The organism is Maribacter sp. Hel_I_7 (assembly GCF_000688315.1).
Taxonomy (GTDB): domain Bacteria; phylum Bacteroidota; class Bacteroidia; order Flavobacteriales; family Flavobacteriaceae; genus Maribacter; species Maribacter stanieri.
Map to the genome: position 1 here is coordinate 2,261,754 of NZ_JHZW01000002.1, position 22,145 is coordinate 2,283,898.

A 22,145-nucleotide genomic window follows, 5' to 3' on the forward strand; every position below is an offset into this window, starting at 1 on the left:
GGTTTTTTCATTTGATTAAACTCATAGTTTAATAATCTATTCCTAAGTAGTCCATTACTTCATGATAGTTAGAAAGATTTACGTTGTTGGCCTTCATAGCGCTAACGGTATGTAGATTATTCTCTCCAGATTTAAGTGTAATTGTGGAATTAGCAATTAGAACATAGCGTACGAAACCATCTACAGGATCAATAGTGTCTACAGTATCTAAATTACCCATTTCGGTAATTTTATATTCGCCAATAGCCATTTTTTGCTCCATAATAAAAGATCTGAATAAAGGTTCTGTAAACGGTATGGCATAAACTTCAGAATAACTGTCACTAAAAGAAAAATAACCCAAAACAGTATAATTGTCCAATACATCTTGCGTAATTCTAGAATCGTTAATGGTAACAGTTGCTGCAGAGAAAGAATAATTATTTGGAAAATCTGCTACAAGCCAACTAGAAGATATCGCATTGGCGTTGCCATCTTCACCGTCTTCACCATTCTCTCCATCTTCACCGTCTTCTCCTGTGGGACCTCGCTCACCTTGTATTCCTTGTTCACCTTGAGGTCCAATTGGACCAATGTCTCCATCTTTTGAACATGAGGTCAATATAATTGCGCATAGCAAAATTGCACACTTAATAAAATTTGTTGTTGTCTTCATTTTAAATATTTTAAGATTGTTTCCTCTTAATGAAGCACTTGGTTAAAGGTTAACAATAAGGCATAAAAAAACCGAAGCATAAGCTTCGGTTTTTTTTATTGATAGGTGTAGAAGTTGTTATTTACTATATGCTGTGAGCATTGTACTACTCATTACATCTCCGTTTTTCTTGTACGTCTCTTGTTTTACCATACCTACACCCTCGGCCAACCAAACTCTAGTTGGGTATACTTGGTTTGCCATCATCATTTTTGATTGGTTTTCGCTATAAAGCACAAAGCAATCGTAAGTTCCTGCAGTAGTAGTAATACTCTCTTTTTTCTCTACTTTTCTATTCACCATATTAACGGTCATATTCATATTAATGCCGCTCATGCCAATTTTCATAGATACATTGGCATCTCTAAGGTTTTGGCCAACGCTTAAATTGTTTGGTATTTCAATATCATTACCAGAAACTTCAATATCCATATCACCATACTGCTGCATCATTTCTGTAGGCAATAATGATTCATAATCTAAAGTAACAACATTGTCTTTGCAAGTAAGATTATAGTTGGTACTATAGATGTCTTTCCCTTTATGGTCTTTTAAATTGATATCCATAGTAGCATTTGTGGCACCTCCCGTATTATTTACATCAACAACCTTAAACGAGCTAACGTTTTCAACCTTGCCCTTTTTATTGTAATTGGTGTATTCCATAGATACACCTTCAGTCATAGGGTAAAATTTGCTACAATTGTCTTGAGCAAAAAATGAAGTAGTGCCAATTAAGAAAGATAAGAAAAGAAGAAGTTTAGTTTTCATTTTACTTGTAGTTAAGGTTCTGTTTAATAACTACTTAAATATATGGAAATCAAATTATCTATTTATCCTATTTGTGTAATTGGTATAAATGTTTGTGTATTTTTCAGTTTGATACTTTATCTTATTTTAAAGACTTTAATGCTGTTTTCTTGATCTTTAAAAACAAACTCTGCTCTTTTGTTTAGATTCATATCTGCCATATCTATGTTGGAACTGCCGAAAATCGGAAAGTTTGGTATAGATGCTCCTTGACTATCATACAAGTAAATTTTCTGATTCTGAATATCGGTAACCGAAACGTAAATTTTATCGTTCAGGTAGAAAATGATTGGTTTAGAATACACCCCTAATTCAAGTTCCACTTTTTTATCGCGTATATGTAATATATTATCATTCATAATAACCAATGTTCTAGAAGTGGCATCTATTCCATGGTCTTTTGCAAGGTTTAAATTACTAGATGTGGATTTTCCTTGAGAATCAATTTGATACAAGATTCCATCTTCAGATGTGAAGGTGAATTTATTTTGATAAAGTTTAATGTCATTCTCGGAAAACGAAAATTTATCTTTTACATTAACTCTTGTATTACCTACTCTATTAGTTATTTTTAAGCGCCCATTTTCAAGCTTGAAAACAATATAATCTTTCTTCCCAATTCTAAAATGCTGTGGGGCAGCTAAAATATTAGCTTCGGCTTTGTCATATTTATAACCATTAACAATGTCACCTTTACCGTTGTACATGAACACTTTTTTATCTTGAGTAACAACAAATCTGTAGTTTTTGGTGCCCTCGTAATCAAATACAGCCAGAGGGTTTAAATTTCCTCCAGTAAATTTTTTGGTGAACGGTTTTACTTCCTTGCCGTTTCTGTCTAAAATTAAGAATTCATTATTTGTTGTAAATGCTAATTGTAATTTGCCGTTTTTGAATAGGTCTACTTGGTGTACTTTATCCTGTATAAGTCCGTCTAGTTGTTTTTTCCATAAAATTTTCCCACTGTTAGAAATAAGGTAAAGTATATTTTCTTGATCTTGGACTACAATTTCTTTTCTTCCATTGCTATGGTTGGTCACAAATTGAGGCAATGTTGCTAGATCTGTATTGAATTGAACTTCAAATGCAGAAGAGACTGAGTTTTGATCTTCTTCTTTTGTTATTTTTTTAATTAAAAAATTTGTGTGAAAAAAACCGGCATCGGCAATAAATTGCGAGCCATAAACATAATCGTTTAAGTCACTTTTATTAAATGAATCTCCTAGTGTTTTAGAAACCGATTCATTTAAAATTGAAACAGCACCTTTTAAGTTAGAAATAGAAAGTACGCTTGATGACGAAGTAAGTTTACTTTCGGCATTATTAAAAAGCATGGTTTTATCAAAAGTATCTCCCGTTTTAATTTTTGTAATAACCGATTCTAATACGCTTTTAGATTTTGAGAAGATAAAAGTGTTTTCGATTATACTAGAATATTTAAATGAATGTTCGCCAATTAATGGGGTCAATGGTTCAAAAATTTCAAGGTTTGATTTTAACTCCCAGATTTCGTTGCCACTAAATTCATCGGTAGAAATTTTTTCTTCATTAAAGTAATCCAATAGTGTTGCCGTACCATAAGTTCTTAAGAATAATATATGCTCATTGTCATATTCGGTAATTCCAATTTCTTCAACTGTAGTCAATAAGGAGTCTAATGCTGTTTTAGCAGAATTTAAGACTGTTTTGTTTGCCGAGTATTTTTTAAAATCATCTAAACCAAATGATGTTATATAGTTTACATCGCTCGGCGCTAAATTCCATGTTTTGTTCTGTATTGGTTTAGTATTCTGAAAAAAACTTAAAAACTTGTTTTCATCAGTATTCGATTCTGCAACGCCGTTTAGTAGAATTTCCGTGTCGTTTAAGGTAAGGTCTAGAGTTAACCATCTTGCAAAATTCGAAATATTTTGGTCTTCATCAAAAAGCTGTTTAAGCAATGTTTCGCCATGCTCAATGTCAAGAAAAACATTCAAAATCTTTTCTTCATTAGAGACATCATAGAATCGTTTTAATTCTTCGTTGGTATTAGGGTTTTCAATATTGGTTATTATGTTTTGTAGTAAAGTTTGAGAAGAGCACAAAACCCAATTGTTTTCGATATGAGAACTAAAGAAAGTGGAATCTTCAATTACGTATTTTGTAATTTTTGTATTGTTGAAAGAAATGGTCTCAATGCTTTTGCTGGTAATGCTGTCCCAATTGCGTATTAAAAGACTATCATTTGAAATATAGGTGTAATCTAAGTGTGTGCTGTCAATAGATAAGGCTAGTAAACCTTTTTTCTGGTTAGATAGATGTTGTAACGGTTTTAAGGTATTTTTTATATTGGCGAATGCCTTTTGAGTTTCTAGCGATTTTAAAATTTCGTTAGTAGAAAGTACATCTGTTAAGGTCTCAAAATCATTAATTTTAAAAACTAAGGCAGCATTATTTGGAACTAAATCTAATACGTAATTCTCCGTGGTCTTGTTATTCGTACAGTTTATGCATAATAGTACTATTACTACATATAATAAGGTATGCCTCATTCAGATAAGTTTTTGCAAAGTTATACTATTTGTATAATTAGGTTTAGTTGTCGGGCAAAAGCTTAAAACTCATTCTATGATATTTAGTAGGACCATATTTTTTAATAGCCGCTCTATGCTCTTTGGTAGGGTAGCCTTTGTTTTTCTTCCAGTTATACATAGGGTATTCTTCATGAAGTTTTAACATGTAGGCATCTCGAGCCGTCTTCGCTAAAACTGAAGCTGCGGCAATACTTAAATATTTAGAGTCTCCTTTAATTATGCATGAATGCGGAATGTCTTTATATGGTTTAAATCTGTTGCCGTCAACAATTATATAATTTGGAGTTTTGGACAATGAATCTATTGCTTGGTGCATTGCTAAAATAGAAGCATTTAAGATATTGATGTCATCTATGACATCATGTTGTATATGAGATATACCATAACAGATACTTGCGCTCTTTAGAAGAGGCTCTAATAATCCTCTATTTTTCTCTGATAATAGCTTTGAATCTGTTAAAATAGTGTTCTCAAATGATTCGGGAAGAATGATTGCGGCAGCAGTGACAGGTCCTGCTAAACAGCCTCTGCCAGCCTCGTCGGTACCTGTTTCGTTAATATTTTTGTAAAAATTAAGAAGCATTATGTTTTTTTTAACTTAAAATTTTGAATTTTAAATAATGATTTATTGTTAAATAATTGTTTTTTTTTCAACAAATTTCTCCTTTTGAAAAGAAAAAAATAATAATACGTGTTTTTTTAACATATAACTTTTTTGGGTTAAGATAGCTTTTGGAATACTAAGCAAATTTTTGGACTTTTGGCGCAAGCTAATTCAAAAACAAATTTTATGAAACAGAAGTTGACGTGGATGTTGACACCTTTATTGGTGCTCTTCATGACATTTTCCTTTGCACAGGAAAAAACAGTGACCGGTGTTGTAACCGATCAAAGCGGTTTGCCGTTACCGGGAGTGTCGGTTGTAGTTGTTGGAACAACAAACGGATCTCAAACAGATTTTGATGGTAACTATGCCATCAACGTAAATCAAGGTGAAAAATTAAGATTTTCTTACCTAGGTCAAAAAACAGTGACAATGAGTGTTGGTGCATCTAACACTATTAATGTACAATTAGAAGAAGATGCTGAGGCATTGGAAGAAGTTGTTGTTGTAGGGTATGGTTCTAGATCTAAAGAACTTTCTACATCTGCAATTTCTACAGTTTCTGCTGAGAAAATTGAAGCATTTGTACCTTCTACTAGTATTGATAACATTTTGCAAGGTCAAGCTGCAGGTGTACAGGTAACTGCTGCAAATGGTAGACCAGGTAATACTGCCTTCGTTCAAATTAGAGGTGTTGGTTCAATTAATGCACAAACTACTCCTTTGTATGTTATTGATGGTGTTCCAATTCCAATTGATACGGAAAGAGATTTTAACCCAATTAGTAACTTGAATCCAAGTGATATTGAGACATTCTCAATATTAAAAGATGCGGCTACCGTTTCTAAATACGGTTCTCGTGGTGCTAATGGTGTTATTTTAATTACTACGAAAAGAGGTAAAGCAGGTGATGCTAGAATTAAATTTTCATCTTCTTACGGTTTTGGTGAAAAAATTCCAGACAATTTTGATATTATGAATGCATCTCAAAAATTAGAGTTGGAGCGTCAGTATGCTGCTGTGGGTGTGCCTTCTGCTGCAAGTCGACCTGGTGCAACTGCGGATGATGCTGAGCTTGCACGTTTAATTGCTTTAGATACTGATTGGCAAGAAGCTCTTTTGAAAAATTCTGTGATTCAATCAAATAACCTTTCTATTTCTGGAGGTGATGAAAAATTAACTTATTTTTTATCTCTAGGATATGACAAGAATTCTGGTATTATTGAAAATATCGATGGATTTGAAAGGATTTCTACTCGATTGAATACAAACTATCAAGCAAAAGATTGGTTAAATATTGGGGCTAATGTTTCTGTATCTCGTAGTACTACAGATTTGCCAAGGGATAGGAACAATGTGCAGAATCCGTTTAGGGCAATGTATGACTATAACCCTTATGAGCCATTATTTTTAACGAACGATGACGGGTCATTGGTTACGGATAGTCAAGGAGAAAATGTATATAACCCAACCAGATCAGGTTTTTCTGTTGCAAATGCATTAATTACTGAGCCAGAAGATACAAGGAATCTATTGTTGATAGGGAATTTAACTGCTGGAATGACTTTTAGTGATAAATTTTCTAATAATTTTAGTGTCGGTTTAATTAGTAACAGATACAATAGAACCAGCAGATCTATAGCAGGGGGTGTATTGAATTCTATTGTAGGTTCAGCTGCATTTCCCGGAACTCAGACAGACGAATTAAATGTTGACTTTGAATATAATGTAAATAACGTTTTTACGTATTCGGATACTTTTAATGGGCTTCATAATTTTTCTGCAAGTTTCTTGTTAGAATATAATGAAAATATTGCAACAGAATTATTGACTGCTGGTAGAGGCTTTCCTTCACCAGATATTCCTTATTTAGCTGTTGCGGCTGAACCTACAAATGCGTTTTCTACAGAATCTAGAAGAATTTTATTCTCTCAAGGTTTATTTGCAGACTACGACTATGATGGTAGATATATTCTTTCTGGATCTATTAGAAGAGATGGTTCTTCTAGATTTGGTTCGGAAAATAAATATGGATACTTCTATAGTGGTAGTGCGGCATGGAACATTGCTAATGAAAGCTTTATGGAAAACTCTATTTTCAATACATTGAAATTAAGAGCTTCTTACGGTACTTCGGGTAACCAGAATATCGACGATTTCCAGTATTTGAACTTGTTAGATTTTGCAAATACATATAATGGGCAAACAACGGCTTTACCGGTAGGTGTAGGTAACCCTCAAATTCAGTGGGAGTCTCAAGCAATATTTGATGTTGGTGTAGAATTTGGTTTGTTCAACAACAGATTAAATGGTGTTGTGGATTACTTTAAGAAAAATTCTAAAGAATTATTGTTAGATAGACCAATTTCTTATACTATTGGTGATGAGGATAACTCTATCGCATCTAATATTGGTGAAGTTCAAAACTCTGGTATTGAGATTTCTTTAAGCGGAGATGTTATCAGAACTCAGAATTTCAAATGGACTTTAGGTGGAAACATTACCTTTATTGATAATGAGGTTGTTGAATTAGTAAATGGTGAAGATATCATAACAGGTACATTTGGAGATAACATTTTACGCGTAGGTGAAGAAATCAATTCTTATTATGCGGTTGAATATGCAGGAGTTAACCCAGCTAACGGTGAACCATTGTATTATGATTTAGATGGTAATATAACCAATGAGTTTAGTGATAGTTTTCAGCAAATACAAGAAGGAAAATCGCCTATAGCTGATTTTGAAGGCGGGTTTTATACAGCATTCTCTTATAAAGGATTTGGTTTAAGGGGTGATTTCGTTTACAAGGGAGGAAATTATATTTATAACTTCCAGCGTTCTTCAGGTGTCGCAATTGGGAGTATTGCAAGTAACCAAAGAGTGGAAGCTTTTAATTATTGGAAACAACCGGGTGATACCAATGTTTTGCCTAGTCCATTATTTGAAGGTACGGCTGATCAAACCTCTACTAGATTTTTAGAAAAGGGTGATTACTTGAGATTGCGTACTTTGACTTTAGATTATAACATGCCTAGAGATATGATTGATGGTATTGGATTAAATTCTTTGAGATTCTTCGTAGCCGGACAAAATTTATTTACAGTTACTGAATTTAATGGAGATCCAGAAGTTGGTTTAGGTTCTGCGGAATCTGGTGAGCCTGGTGATAATGGATTTGTTCCTGGTTCATTTAACCTATTTAGTTATCCTAATACAAGGTCTTATACTTTTGGTGTTGAAGTAGGATTTTAAAAATTAAAAAAAGATAGAAATGAAAAATAATATAAAATTATTAGTTCTTTTGTTTTCGTTCGGATTCTTTATGTCCTGCGATGATGAGTTGAATGATTTACAGCCTTTTGTAGAAGGTAACCCTGAAACATTTTTTAATAGTGTTTCAGCATTCCAAAACGGTGTAGACGGTGCATATAGACAATTATGGAATTATTATTCAAGCACTGGTTCTGGATTACAGGGTATTCCTGACATCCTTTCTGATAATGTAATTCAAGTTCAAACAGGTAGGTTGTCTAATAGTGCATATTACGACTATAGATATGTTGCTAGTACAGCTGGTGCTATTGATTTGTATTGGAGTGAGGCATATGAGGCAGTTAATGTTGCAAATTTGATTATCGGTCAAATAGATAATTTGGCAGACGGTGATGAAAAGGATAACATTTTAGGGCAAGCATTAGCTATTAGAGCTTGGGCTCATTTTGATTTAGTTAGGGTCTATGGTAAAATACCTACACAGTCTGCTGATGCTAACGCTTCTTTAGGTGTGGTTTATCTAAAGGTTGAGGATGGGGATACAGAAGATCCATTTGCTGAGCCTGCTAGAGAAACAGTTGCAAGTAACTATGCTGAGATCATTGGTGATTTGGAAAGAGCAAGTTTATTAATTGGTGAAAATGGAGAAGGTCAATTAAACGCAGATGGTGTTTATGGTCTTCTTTCTAGAGTATATCTTTATAATGGAGATTATCAATTAGCAATAGATGCTGCTAATCAAGTATCTATTCCTTTGGCTACAGCTGAAGAGTTAGAGGATATGTATACAGATGTTAATGAAGCAGGTTTAGTAATTAAATTAGCAATTAATACATCTGTTGAAAGTACTGGTAACAATGTAGGGGTCTTATATAGTCAAACTACTACTTCGGATGTTTTGGAATTTGCATTTGATTTTGATTTGTTCAATTCATTTGATGAAGATGATTTAAGATTGGACAAGATTTCTTACATCGGTGAAAACAGTGGTAATCAGTATAATGCTATATCAAAATTTTTAGGTGAAGCTGGTGAAGTGAATGGTCGTGTGGATGTCAAAGTTATGAGAGCTGCAGAAGTTTTATTGAATAAAGCAGAAGCTCAGTATGAGTTAGGTCAGGACGCATTATCTACTCTAAACGAACTTAGAGATTTAAGATACGTGTCATATGAAGGTGGTGAAATTGGTCAAGCTTTAGAAGATGCCATTCAATTTGAAAGAAGAGTTGAGTTAGCTTTTGAAGGGCATAGATTCTTTGATTTAAAGCGTCGTGGTGAACCTGTACAGCGTTCAACTATGGGAGATATACTTGACGGTTCTGGAACTCCGCCTGAGTTTCCTACTTTAGAAGCGGACAATTTTAGATTTCAGTTGCCAATTCCTATTGCAGAAATCAATGCTAATCAAAACATGGTTCAGAATCCTGGCTATTAAAAATTAAAGAATTATGAAAAAATATATTTTAATAATTGCAGTACTATTTGCTTTTGTTTCTTGTGAAGAAGAGAATATAGTATTTGATAATGAAAATGGTCAAACTGGTGTTTCTTTTGCAGAAACTGAATTTAATGTTTCTGTTCCTACTGAAGGTTTAGATATTGAAGTTCCCGTTAATGTAACTACTGTAGCTGATGCGGATAGAACTTTTGATGTAAGCGTAAATGAAGAATCCGTAGGTGGTTCGTCTAACTACGCACTTGGATCTGTAACTATTCCGGCAGGGGAATATAGCGGGGTTTTAAATGTTTCTTTAAACTTTGATCCATTAGTAGATGGTGAGGTGTACTCTTTAATAGTAAATCTAACTGCACCAGCTGGTGGTGTTGCATTTGACGATACTTTGGAAATTGAGTATTTCAAGGAGATTGTATGTAACGATATTTTGGTGACCGTAGTTACAGATACTTATGGTGGAGAAACTACTTGGGAAATTACTGATGCCGATGGTACGGTAGTTGCTTCTGATGGTCCTTTTGTTAATGTAACAGGAGGTGATACTTATACACAAGAAGTTTTCTTGGAAGATGGTTGTTATACATTCACAATTTTTGATTCTTATGGCGATGGTCAAGTTGACGGAACTGTAACTGGTAGTTATACCATTACTTGTTCTATTCTTAATGTACTTGAAGGTGGAGGAGCATTTGGTTCTTCAGAAGCTAAAGAGTTCTGTATTAATCAATAAAGATTTATTTTAATTTATAAAAATCAGGCTGAAGCAATTTAGCCTGATTTTTTTTTACCTTATGTTAAAGTTTAGACTAATAGTACGACAGAATATAAAACCAATTATAACTTGTTATGAAACATAAATTATTTATCGGTGTATTAAGTTGCCTTTTGTTAAATAGTATTGCATGTTCTTCAGATGATGAAACTGTAGATAATTTTGAAGAAAGGGAAGAAGAAGAAGTTGTAGAAGAGGAGTCAGAACCAGATGATCCTGTTCAAACCGCTTATCCTGTTGAAGGGGAAACAGGTAATGTATTGCTGTATGATAATTCTTTGTCAAAAGAAGGATATGTTTTGTTCAACGAAGCTACTGAGGATCGGGTGTATTTAATGGAAAAAGATTCTGCAAAAATTGTTCATGAATGGCAATTAGAATTTGGTTTAGGTAATGATGTGGAGTTAATGCCTAATGGTCAGCTTTTGGCGTCATTGGGAGTAGATTCTCCAGCTTTTAGTTTTGGTGGATTTGGTGGAATAATCCAAATAATAAATCCTGATAATTCAATTGATTGGGAGTTTATATTGGCAAATGAAGAACATATCATCCATCATGATGTTGAAATGTTGCCTAATGGAAATGTATTGGCCTTAGTGTGGGATCTAAGACTACCCGATGAACTTGACGCCATAGGTTACCTTGGTGAGGAGGAAAAAGTGTATACGGAATCCATAATAGAAATAAACCCAACTACAAATGAAGTTGTTTGGAAGTGGGATTCTTGGGACCATATAGTTCAAGATGCTGATAGTTCTAAACCGTATTTTGGTGTTGTGGTAGATAACCCTGAAAAAATTAACATCAACTTTATAGATGTTTTAAGAGAGGAAACAGGTCCTGACGGTGATATTATGCATGCAAATGGATTAAGTTATGATAGTAATAAAGATTTAATTTATTTAAGTGTAAACTATTTTAGTGAGGTTTGGGTTATTGATCATAGTACAACTGCTGAGGAAGCTATAATAGATACAGGTGGTAATTTTGGTAAAGGTGGAGATTTAGTTTATCGTTTTGGAAATCCTAGGGCTTATAATAACGAGAGTGGTGAACGATTATTCTACAATAATCACTTCCCTAATATTTTAAAAGATGGTTTGCCGGGTGCTGGTAATATTTTAGTATATGCTAATGGAAATGGCGATACTAAACAATCTGTAGTTTACGAATTTAGCTTACCGGCAGAATTGAATTTAATTCCAAATGAAAATAATGAACCAGAAACTGTATGGCAATACACTAGGGATAATCTTTATTCTGCTAGAGTTTCGGGAGCAATTCGTTTAGATAATGGCAATACATTGATAACTTCTGGTTCTATGGGTGTTATCGAAGTAACTAATGCAAAAGAAGTAGTTTGGGAGTTTGAGGGTACTGGTTTCTACTGGAGATCTTATCACTATAATCTTGATAGTCCAGCTATTTCTTTTTTAAATAATGATACTCCGTAATATTTAAAATTAACAGTAGAATGGTCGTATAATAATTTGTTATAAAACTATATATTTTAAGTTTTTAATAACAGTTTTTAAACACTTCAATTCATAATAAACAATTAAATTGTCCCATAATCAATGCATAAAATGAATAAAATTTTAACGGTAATTTTCATTGCCACTTTTGTAATCAACAACGTAAATGGACAAAACGCTTATTCGCCAGTACCTGAGGAAGGTATAGTGAATTTTGTTACTAGTAGTACCGAGATAGAACCTTCAAAAGCCAAGGGAACACCTTATTTAAATGAAGAGTTTGTTCATGGAGAAGTTATTGTAAATGATAAAGTTGAAGAAATAGGGAAGATGCGTTATAACGCATACAGAAATGAAGTAGAGATTTTAGATAATATTTCTAAAGATTCTTTTTATTCCTTATTAAAGCGAGCCTATATAAAGGTAGAAATTGGTGGTAAGATGTACAGTATTTATACATATGTTGATAATGATGAATCTATAAAGACAAGCTATTTTACGAATTTAAATGAAGGAAACTTGAAATTATTGTTCAAGCCGGAAGCTTTGTTGAAACAAGCACGTAGCCCAAGTACATCTTATGAAAAGTATTCTCCACCAACATATGTGTGGAACAGTTCATATTATTTATTAGATGAAACTGATGTCGATGAGGAAAATCATGCGGTTAAAGTACGTCTAACGAAAAAAAGTATTTTGGACTTTACGGGAGATAGAAAAGAGGAAATGAAAGAATATGTGAAGGAAAATAAATTGAACCTTCGTCAAGAGAAAGATGTAATTAGTTTCCTTAATTATTATAACTCGCTATAAAAAAATATTTATTAAATTAAAAAAGCCAAGAGTGCAATTGCACCCTTGGCTTTTTTAATTTTGTTATTCTATTCTAAATTCAAATAATTCAGAGATAGAAGAATTGTCAAATGAGTCTTTTGTAATAACCTTCCAATAATAAGTGTTGCCTGAAGCAATAGTAGCTTCTATAGTTGATTCGGTTGTTTCACCTAAAGAAACTGTAGGTGTTTCGCTAGTATCGAACAAAACTTCATAAGAGACAATATCATCATCTACATCTGATGTTGTCCATTCTAAAATTATAGTGGTACTAGAACTTGAAACTGTAGATCCCCTTTGTGGGCTAATAGCAATAGCAGGAAAAGGTGCGTAATTTTCAACTCCAGGTCCTTGGTTATAAAAAGACCAAGTGTCGCTAGTTGCACTAGTAGATGTGCCATTTGCGAGAGAAATAACATACCATTCATAAGGTGTGCCTCTATTTATACTGATATCTTTCTCGTTAGTATTAGAAACGGCAGTTGTTACACTTCCCGTATCTAAATTCTTAAGCTTAATCTCATAGGAATCTGTGTTCTCTGCAGCTGACCATTCAAATGTAACGGTACTTTTTGTTTCATCGCTAGTGCTTACAACACCTTCATTACATTCCGTATTGTCTTCTGGAAATATTAAGCTTGCCGCATCTGGATCTAGTACAACTGGTACTATGGGGTCAACAGGAGTGTCATTATCAGATCCACCACCGCAAGATATTAGTAGTAGGTTTACTAGTATTATGTAGTATGTATATTTTAATATTCTCATTTTCTTATAATTTTGTAATTAGAAAGTGTACTGCCAGATTTTATATTTAATAGATAAACTCCGGTGGCTAAACCGTCAACACTAAGCTTTATTTCGTTATTAGATGGTTTCATGTTTTTAGATAAAACACTTGTTCCATTTACGTTATAAAGTGATATGGTTATTTCAGGTGCAGCTTCTGCTCCAAGATAAATAGTTAAATCTCCTCCTTCAATTGGGTTCGGATATATAAGTAAAGCATCGCTCAGTACTACTTTTTCTTTAAATACTCCTTGGCAATCTAAACCTGTTTTAACTGAAATTAATGTAGAAGCATCTTCCAAAGGCAAAGTAATTTCTTTTTCCGTGGTAGAATACATTTTATCGTTTAAAAAGATGGTATATAATTCACCTCCAGATAGCTTAAGTGTTACCTCGTTGTTTAATGAATTTATCTTAGCGGATACGGATAATGCATCTGGTTCAGAAATAGTAAGTTCAAAACATGCTTGGTAATCATCTTGTCCTTCAACTGTTACACATAATTCATAATTGCCAGAGGCTAAATCTGTAAATGTATTTTCTTCGGTAAAGCTGGCGTTTGCAGAGCCATTTGAGTTTGTTAGAACTGCATTATAGTTAAAAGATGTATCTGCAGAGGTAATTGAAATACTACCATTATTACTTATGCTACAACCTTCGCCTATTGTTTGAATCTGAAAGTTAGTATTTGGCAAAGAAAATACCTCACAACCATCAATGTTTACGACTGTACCATTTGGTGTGTCATCGCATAAATCTATATCGTTTGGTACACCGTCGTTGTCACTGTCATCGTCACAAACATTACCAATACCATCTAAATCATCATCTTCTTGATTTGGGTTGGCAACCAATGGGCAATTATCATCAACATCTAAAATACCGTCATTGTCATCATCAGTGTCACAGACATCTCCAGCTCCATCATTATCGGTATCTAACTGATCGGCATTAGCAATTAATGGGCAATTATCATCAATATCTAAAATACCATCATCATCATCGTCATCATCATCTGGTAAACCATCAACGACAAAATCGTCAATAATTACACCTTCTTGAGTTACTGCAGGGTCAGATTGAAAAACAATTCTGAATAGAACATTAGTTTCACCGGTAAGGTTTTGTTCTCCATTGGCAGCATTCAAATTAAAATCATAAGCATATGCTGTCATATCAGTATTTTCACCTGTCCATTGTGCACCAGGGCAATTTTGACAATCGTCCGCTTCTTCAGAAAGTGCGTTGGTTCTATTACTATTATACCAATTTGGCTCGCTATCAATATTTCCTAAAATGTCCCAATTGCCACCTCCGTCAATAGAGTATTCTACATACAACACATCAAAGTTTAATTCTAGGTCATAAGCCATATTAAATTTCAGCACTGGAGCTATAATAGTAGTCATATCATAACAATTACTTAAAAGAATAGCTTTGGTACTGTTTGGGTGATCGCCACTTAAATTAGTACCGTAAACATTAGTACCCGATGTTGATGTATTTAATTTTGTTCCTGTTGGGATACCTTTTTGCCAAACATTTTCAGAATTACCATCATTATAGGTAATTAACGATTCTTCTTCTGTTTCAAAAGTGTTCACCGTACCACCAGAGCCAGGTTCATTCAAAAAGAACCTGTTTTGTAAAGTGTTATTATCATTATAAGTGTCATTGGCAATAGTTGCCGTTAACGCTATTGTAGAGGTACCAAAAGTAACTGTGGTTTCTAAGGGTAATTCAATTATAGCAGTTTCATTGCTTAAAAGGTTACCGGTCCAAGTAAAGGTTTGAGTAGGGCTTTCGTTTATGGAATATTCAATATCCACAGCTGTAATTGTATTAATACCTTGGTTTTCTACCGTCGCCGTAGGAATAAAATTGCTACACAGAACTTCATTAGATGATGGGCTTATAGAAACCAATCTAATTTCATCATCGGGAATTTGTATAGGTATACTTGATTCCCATACACCTCTACCGTAAGTGGAGGCAATAATTTTCTCTCCATCTAAATTTATTTCAATATCGCTAATCGCAACATTTGGTAAATTGGTATAGTATTCTTCCCATTCGGTTAAAGTGTCATCTAATCTGTAAACACCTAAACTAGTACCTACATATATAGGGTTATCTGTATGTCTGCCTTGATGCGCTATAGAGAAAAAGGCTTGATCTGTAGGTATGTCATAAGTTATGTTCTCAGAAGTAGTTTCTGTTTCACCAATAGTAACCTTAAATACACCTCTCTCGGCTGGTTGGTCTGTTAAAGCAAGTCCTACTCTATTAGAAGTTGTGAGGTATATTATATTACTGTCGTTTGAGTTAATGGCCATATCTGAAATTTCAGAATCCATAACTTTTACTAAGCTGAACGTAAGCCCCCCATTTCTACTTCTGTACAGTATATTACTTTCAGCAGCGAAAATAGTTTCGGGATTTTGCGGGTCTATTTCTAAATCATCTATATTTCCTGTTCCTATAGATGAAGAAATTTTAGTCCATTCATTGTTTTCTAATTTGTAGAGTGCATCAAAACCAGCGTAAACATTGCCGTCAGAACTTATAGCTAATGGTGTAATCCAGTTTCCTTGAATTGTATTTCCATTGGCATCATTTGGTGCACCAACTACACCAACAGATTGACCGGAGTCCGAAGAAATAAATAAACTTCCACCAAACTGTACAAATCCATAAACCAAGCTACTGTTGTTTGGGTCTATTTCATAATCCATGCCGTCACCACCGGTAAAAACATTCCATTGTTCTTGATCTCTAATAAAACCAGCGTTATCTTGTAGTCCTCCAGTTATTTTCCCTGAATCATTTTTAGCTACAGAAATTCTATAGAACTGGCTAATAGAAATTCCAGCAGTGTAATCGGTAAAAGTGCTTCCCCCATTTTCAGACATATAGATTCCACCGTCGCTACCAACGTATACCTTATTATTGAAAATTTTAATGGTATGTATATCTGCATGGGTATAACCTTGGTCACTAACATTCCATCTATTTACTCTAATAAAAGTGTTACCGCCATTTGTACTTTTCCATACATTTAAACAACCTGTGTATACTTCATTAAAATTCGTAGGGGAAACTTCAATGGCTAAATCAAACCAAGCTTGATTAGATTCAAAGATATCTTGTTCACTTGCTGTTTTTGTAAAAGATTCACCACTGTCTAAAGATTTATATAGCCCTCCAAACGCAAAACTATTTCCTCCTGTTAAAGCTCTAAGTAGATATACCCCACTTGGGTTTGCTACACTTGTTCCTATAACTAACCTTCCTGAACTTCCAGGAATTCCATCTGTTATTTCAGTAAAAGTGTTTCCTCCGTCTGTAGATTTCACAAAAGTATTAGACGTAACCGCGTAAATTGTGTTCGGGTCATTAGGTTTTAATTTAAAATCTTGAATATTACCTGCTCTTTTTACTTCCCAAGTTGTACCACCATCTATGGATTTTTGAAGGCCAACACTGGTAGCTACCCAAATAGTATTAGAGTTGGTCGGGTCAATGGTAATTTCATTCATCAATAAATTAATGTTAGAAGTACTAGGGTTTAATCCAGTTTCGTTCCAACTATTTCCGCCATCAATAGATTTAAAAACACCCACACTATAAGAATCTGCGGCATCATCATCACCTGTAGCTATATATATAATTTGCGAATTATTAGGGTCAATTGCTATACCCGAAACACCAATTTGGGGAAAATCGTCAAATAAGTTTACCCACGAAGCGCCACCGTCAATTGATTTCCAAATTCCACCGGCAGGTGCGCCAACATACCAAATGTTAGCATTATTAGGGTCTACTGCAATTGCATTTACCCTTCCTTGACCAGAAAGAGCACCAGAATAGGTGTCATGGGTAAAAGGACCTATTGCATTCCAACTAGCAGTTGGGTTAAGTTCTTTGCCAATACTTTCTTGTTTGCTTTTCCATGATTCCCATAAATCATAAGAAGTAGGTAAATTTCCATTCTTATCTATATAATAACTCCAGTAATTCTCCCACCTTTTGTAAGGTTTAAATCCGCTACCTTTTTTAGAATAGTCTTTATCTCGCCAATAATCATTGAACGCATCAGAGATATCATATAAAGAATGGGTACTTTTGAAAGACTTTGAGGTTTGTTCATTTCCGTTTAGTTCTTTCATCCAAGGCGCATTTTCATTGAACTGTGCAGAAGCGGATGCAAACGCTAAGAATGCGAATGCATTAAAAAGCAATATTTTCATTAACATTTTTTTATAAAAATCAGAAAAATATTCCTTTATATAATAAAGACATCAGTTAAAATTTAATATTAATTTGGGAATCCTTTGTATTGTGGTTATTAAAGTCAATTGAATTTTCACATTTACTTAGCAACAAAAAAATTAACTTTGCAAGGGTAACAAGACTTCATGAGATATATAATTATAGTTTTATTGTGTTTAACAACTTCGATTACTTTAGGCCAAGATGTAATTGAGAAGTCAGAAAGAAAGAATGATTCACTTCCGCCGGGTAAAAAGACCAAACCAATTAGTCCAAAAGAGAAGTTGCAGAAAGATTCTATAACATTGACAATAGAAGATTATAAAATAATTTCTTTTGAGAGAGATACTACTTTTTTAGATACTACCCTTACCATTCAAAAGGAATATAAGTATAATTACTTACGTGAAGATGATTTTGAGTTGATGTCCTTTTCTAATATTGGTCAAGCTTATAATGAATTAGGAGTAGATTTTGATAGAATAACTAGCTATCCCAGTTTAGGTGCTAAAGCAAAAGATCGCAAGTATTTGGAAAAAGAGCAAATAGATTATTATAATGTAGCAACACCAATGACAGAGCTCTTTTTTAAAACAACATTGGAAGAAGGTCAACTTTTAGATGCCAATTTAACTTTTAATACTTCCAGAAGATTAAACTTCTCTATAGGATATACCGGTTTTAGATCATTAGGGAAATATAATGATACTGAAATAGAGTCAGGAAACTTTATCACCACAACAAATTACTTGTCTAAAAACGGTAGATATGCGTTAAGGGCCCACATAGCTGCCCAGAATATTACTTCTGAAGAAAATGGAGGTTTATCAGAAAAAGAAGATCAATTTGAATCAGGAGATCCAGATTTCATCAATAGGCCGAGAGTAGATGTTTATTTAGATGATGCAAATAATAAGATTTTAGGTAAAAGGTATTATTTGGATCAGACCTATAAATTAGTTAGAAAGCAGTTAGATTCAACTCGCTTTGAAAAAACATCTTTATCTATAGGTCATACTTTTGATTATGAGACTAAATATTATCAGTTTGTCCAGACGAGTAATAACGATTTGTTCGGTGAAGCAATTTTAAGTAGTATAGATGATAAAGCAATTTTAAAATCTTTTTATAACGAAGTTAATGCTGAGTTTTATAATAGAACCCTAGGTAGGTTAACGGGTGGCATTAACGTGTATAATTATGATTACTACTTTAATAGTCAATTTATAGAAGCAGATGGGACAATAATACCTAATAGATTAAATGGAACAGAGTTTGGAATAGGGGGTAAGTATGAAAAACGAATAGGAGGTTTTGATTTTGATGCTGATTTGAAATATAACCTTTCAGGTCAATTGGCGGGTAACCTTTTTAATGCTTCGGCATCATATAGTATTAATAAGAATAATAAGTTGAAATTCTCATTGCACACTTCTTCAAGGATGCCAGATTTCAATTATCTATTATATCAAAGCGAATACTTAAATTATAATTGGAATAATAGTGATGTTTTTGAAAAAGAACGCACTAGTAGTTTAAAAGGGGAGCTCTTATCAAAAAAGTGGGGTAACTTAATGGTAAAGTATAGTGATTTAGATAACTATACATATTTTGCACCGGTTTCAGATGAAGAAATAGCAGATGGTTTTGATAATGCTTTTTTGCAACCGTTACAAGAAGGTAAAACTGTATCACATTTAAAGGTTAAATATGAAAAAGAATTTAAGGTAGGAATGTTTGCCTTGAATAATACGGTAATGTATCAAAACGTAACTCAAGATACCCAAGTTTTGAATGTTCCGCAATTAGTCACAAGGAATACACTGTATTTTTCTTCCGATGTATTTGAAAAAGCAATGTACCTACAAACAGGTATTACCTTTAAATACTTTACTAGTTATAATATGAATGGTTACAATCCTATTTTAGGTGAGTTTTATGTTCAGAATAAAGAAGAGCTAGGTGGGTATCCTTTATTAGATTTCTTTATTAATGCACGAATTAAACAGACAAGAATTTATTTAAAGGCAGAACATTTTAATTCTTCTTTCTCAGGGTATGATTACTATGCAGCACCAAACTACCCATATCGAGATTTTGTAATACGCTTTGGTTTGGTGTGGAATTTCTTTTCTTAACCTTATTGCATAAGTTGTAAAGCATTGATTATTGGAAAGTTATGTTTACCTGATTAATTAAGTGTCTGGTAGTTAGTGTTTTGTATGTGTTTCTTTATTCCGGAGTTATAAAAACCTGTAAACAAAGGTGTTGTGTGTTGGTGCAAAAAACTTTGTTTATTTTGTTTTAAAAGTAGTTGTGTATTTAGAAATAGTGTGTACATTTGCACCCCGCAAACGAGGAAGATTAGTTCTGAATCGTTAGTTGGAAAAAGGTTCATAGATATGTTGTTTTGGTTTGGCGAAAAAAGAAAAAATATTTTTTTTCGATAAAAGTTGTCAGGTTAAAAAACAGTTGTATATTTGCAGCCGCTTAGGGAAACACCTAAGGGAAACGAAGCAAGGGAATCGAGAGATTCGGTGCGGAGTGGATAGAAGTTCATTGAAATATTGTGGAGATAAGAATCGAGAATAGGTGAGGACCTGTTCGAGAGGAACAAGAATTAAGGAAACATACAATTTAGTATATCGTAAGGTATATATAAGGAATTGAATCGAGAGTCGGGGCCGGGAGAGATTTGGACTTCGTTGGGACGAATATTTACAAAACAACGATGAAGAGTTTGATCCTGGCTCAGGATGAACGCTAGCGGCAGGCCTAACACATGCAAGTCGAGGGGTAACAGGGAGCTTGCTCCGCTGACGACCGGCGCACGGGTGCGCACCGCGTATGGAACCTACCTTGTACAGGGGAATAGCCCAGGGAAACTTGGATTAATGCCCCGTGGTACCATGACCCGGCATCGGGATATGGTTAAAGCCTTCGGGCGGTACAAGATGGCCATGCGTCCCATTAGTTTGTTGGTAAGGTAACGGCTTACCAAGACTACGATGGGTAGGGGCCCTGAGAGGGGGATCCCCCACACTGGTACTGAGACACGGACCAGACTCCTACGGGAGGCAGCAGTGAGGAATATTGGACAATGGAGGAGACTCTGATCCAGCCATGCCGCGTGCAGGAAGAATGCCCTATGGGTAGTAAACTGCTTTTATACGGGAAGAAAAAGAGCTACGTGTAGCTTACTGACGGTACCGTAAGAATAAGGACCGGCTAACTCCGTGCCAGCAGCCGCGGTAATACGGAGGGTCCGAGCGTTATCCGGAATTATTGGGTTTAAAGGGTCCGTAGGCGGGCCGATAAGTCAGGGGTGAAAGTCTGCCGCTCAACGGTAGAACTGCCTTTGATACTGTCGGTCTTGAGTTATAGTGAAGTTGCCGGAATATGTAGTGTAGCGGTGAAATGCATAGATATTACATAGAACACCGATTGCGAAGGCAGGTGACTAACTATATACTGACGCTGATGGACGAAAGCGTGGGGAGCGAACAGGATTAGATACCCTGGTAGTCCACGCCGTAAACGATGGATACTAGCTGTCCGGAACCTTGAGTTCTGGGCGGCCAAGCGAAAGTGATAAGTATCCCACCTGGGGAGTACGTTCGCAAGAATGAAACTCAAAGGAATTGACGGGGGCCCGCACAAGCGGTGGAGCATGTGGTTTAATTCGATGATACGCGAGGAACCTTACCAGGGCTTAAATGCATATTGACAGGTCTAGAGATAGATTTTCCTTCGGGCAATTTGCAAGGTGCTGCATGGTTGTCGTCAGCTCGTGCCGTGAGGTGTCAGGTTAAGTCCTATAACGAGCGCAACCCCTACCGTTAGTTGCCAGCATGTCATGATGGGGACTCTAACGGGACTGCCGGTGCAAACCGTGAGGAAGGTGGGGATGACGTCAAATCATCACGGCCCTTACGTCCTGGGCCACACACGTGCTACAATGGCAGGTACAGAGAGCAGCCATGTCGCAAGGCAGAGCGAATCTATAAAACCTGTCACAGTTCGGATCGGGGTCTGCAACTCGACCCCGTGAAGCTGGAATCGCTAGTAATCGGATATCAGCCATGATCCGGTGAATACGTTCCCGGGCCTTGTACACACCGCCCGTCAAGCCATGGAAGCCGGGAGTGCCTGAAGTCCGTCACCGTAAGGAGCGGCCTAGGGCAAGATCGGTAACTAGGGCTAAGTCGTAACAAGGTAGCCGTACCGGAAGGTGCGGCTGGAACACCTCCTTTCTAGAGATTGTCCTTTAAGGACGGTCCCTGACGAAGTGAAGAATGGAACTACGGTCCCGGTCTTTTGATTTAATAATAGTTTCTTTAGTAAATGTTCCAATAAATGATCTCCATAATTATGATATATAAGTAATTGCTTTTTTTGCGAGGTATTTATACCGAGAGGAAAGAGTAGGGACAGTCCCATAGCTCAGCTGGTTAGAGCGCTACACTGATAATGTAGAGGTCGGCAGTTCGAGTCTGCCTGGGACTACAAACAAGAAAATCGTTTAGCAATAGGCGATACGTTCATTAAGTATTGAAGGAAATTTTAGAAGTTGGTTAAGACCAGTTTACAGTA

The 22,145-nt window shown here is 35.1% G+C and carries 12 protein-coding genes, 1 tRNA gene and 1 rRNA gene; 8 read left to right on the forward strand and 6 right to left on the reverse strand.

All coding sequences use genetic code 11. The features are described from left to right. Positions 1-28 precede the first annotated feature (28 nt). From P178_RS0111430 to P178_RS0111445, 4 genes are all read right to left on the reverse strand, one after another. Positions 29-655 carry a collagen-like protein gene (locus tag P178_RS0111430; protein ID WP_027066351.1) on the reverse strand — a complete coding sequence of 209 codons (627 nt, stop codon included), beginning with the start codon at positions 653-655 and terminating at the stop codon, positions 29-31. Positions 656-772: 117 nt separating this feature from the next. Next, the gene (locus P178_RS0111435) at positions 773-1,465 is read right to left on the reverse strand and encodes a hypothetical protein (RefSeq protein ID WP_027066352.1); all 693 of its coding nucleotides are present in this window, start codon (positions 1,463-1,465) and stop codon (positions 773-775) included. 116 nt (positions 1,466-1,581) lie between these two features. Next, positions 1,582-4,035, reverse strand: a complete 2,454-nt coding sequence (locus P178_RS0111440; RefSeq protein ID WP_027066353.1) for a hypothetical protein — start codon at positions 4,033-4,035, stop codon at positions 1,582-1,584. A 43-nt stretch (positions 4,036-4,078) separates the two neighbouring features. Next, the gene (locus P178_RS0111445; RefSeq protein WP_036146147.1) at positions 4,079-4,660 is read right to left on the reverse strand and encodes a ribonuclease HII; all 582 of its coding nucleotides are present in this window, start codon (positions 4,658-4,660) and stop codon (positions 4,079-4,081) included. Between the two features lie 207 nt (positions 4,661-4,867). Here P178_RS0111445 and P178_RS0111450 point away from each other — a divergent pair, with 207 nt between their 5' ends. From P178_RS0111450 to P178_RS0111470, 5 genes are all read left to right on the forward strand, one after another. Beyond that, complete coding sequence (locus P178_RS0111450; protein WP_027066355.1) at positions 4,868-7,933, forward strand: SusC/RagA family TonB-linked outer membrane protein; 3,066 nt, start codon at positions 4,868-4,870, stop codon at positions 7,931-7,933. A gap of 19 nt (positions 7,934-7,952) precedes the next feature. Then, positions 7,953-9,389: a RagB/SusD family nutrient uptake outer membrane protein gene (locus P178_RS0111455; protein ID WP_027066356.1), complete on the forward strand. Its 1,437-nt coding sequence runs from the start codon at positions 7,953-7,955 to the stop codon at positions 9,387-9,389. Positions 9,390-9,402: 13 nt separating this feature from the next. Further along, positions 9,403-10,140: a hypothetical protein gene (locus P178_RS0111460; protein WP_027066357.1), complete on the forward strand. Its 738-nt coding sequence runs from the start codon at positions 9,403-9,405 to the stop codon at positions 10,138-10,140. 116 nt (positions 10,141-10,256) lie between these two features. Then, complete coding sequence (locus tag P178_RS0111465) at positions 10,257-11,636, forward strand: aryl-sulfate sulfotransferase (RefSeq protein ID WP_036146152.1); 1,380 nt, start codon at positions 10,257-10,259, stop codon at positions 11,634-11,636. Positions 11,637-11,768: 132 nt separating this feature from the next. Next, on the forward strand, positions 11,769-12,470 hold the full coding sequence (locus P178_RS0111470; protein ID WP_027066359.1) for a hypothetical protein: 702 nt from the start codon (positions 11,769-11,771) through the stop codon (positions 12,468-12,470). A 63-nt stretch (positions 12,471-12,533) separates the two neighbouring features. On the opposite strand, the gene P178_RS0111475 is transcribed toward P178_RS0111470, so the two are convergent. After that, complete coding sequence (locus tag P178_RS0111475; protein WP_027066360.1) at positions 12,534-13,259, reverse strand: hypothetical protein; 726 nt, start codon at positions 13,257-13,259, stop codon at positions 12,534-12,536. Further along, the gene (locus P178_RS21915; RefSeq protein ID WP_231500529.1) at positions 13,256-17,530 is read right to left on the reverse strand and encodes a thrombospondin type 3 repeat-containing protein; all 4,275 of its coding nucleotides are present in this window, start codon (positions 17,528-17,530) and stop codon (positions 13,256-13,258) included. Before P178_RS21915 ends, P178_RS0111475 begins: the two co-directional genes overlap by 4 nt. Positions 17,531-17,698: 168 nt before the next feature. On the opposite strand from P178_RS21915, the gene P178_RS0111485 reads away from it, so the two are divergent. The 3 genes from P178_RS0111485 to P178_RS0111495 all read left to right on the forward strand — a co-directional run bounded on the left by P178_RS0111485 (position 17,699) and on the right by P178_RS0111495 (position 22,058). After that, positions 17,699-19,690 (forward strand): putative porin, encoded by a 1,992-nt coding sequence (locus P178_RS0111485; RefSeq protein WP_027066361.1) that lies wholly within the window; start codon positions 17,699-17,701, stop codon positions 19,688-19,690. A gap of 590 nt (positions 19,691-20,280) precedes the next feature. Beyond that, a 16S ribosomal RNA gene (locus P178_RS0111490) occupies positions 20,281-21,805 on the forward strand. Between the two features lie 179 nt (positions 21,806-21,984). Continuing rightward, positions 21,985-22,058: transfer RNA gene (locus tag P178_RS0111495), tRNA-Ile, on the forward strand. The last annotated feature ends 87 nt before the right edge of the window (positions 22,059-22,145 follow it).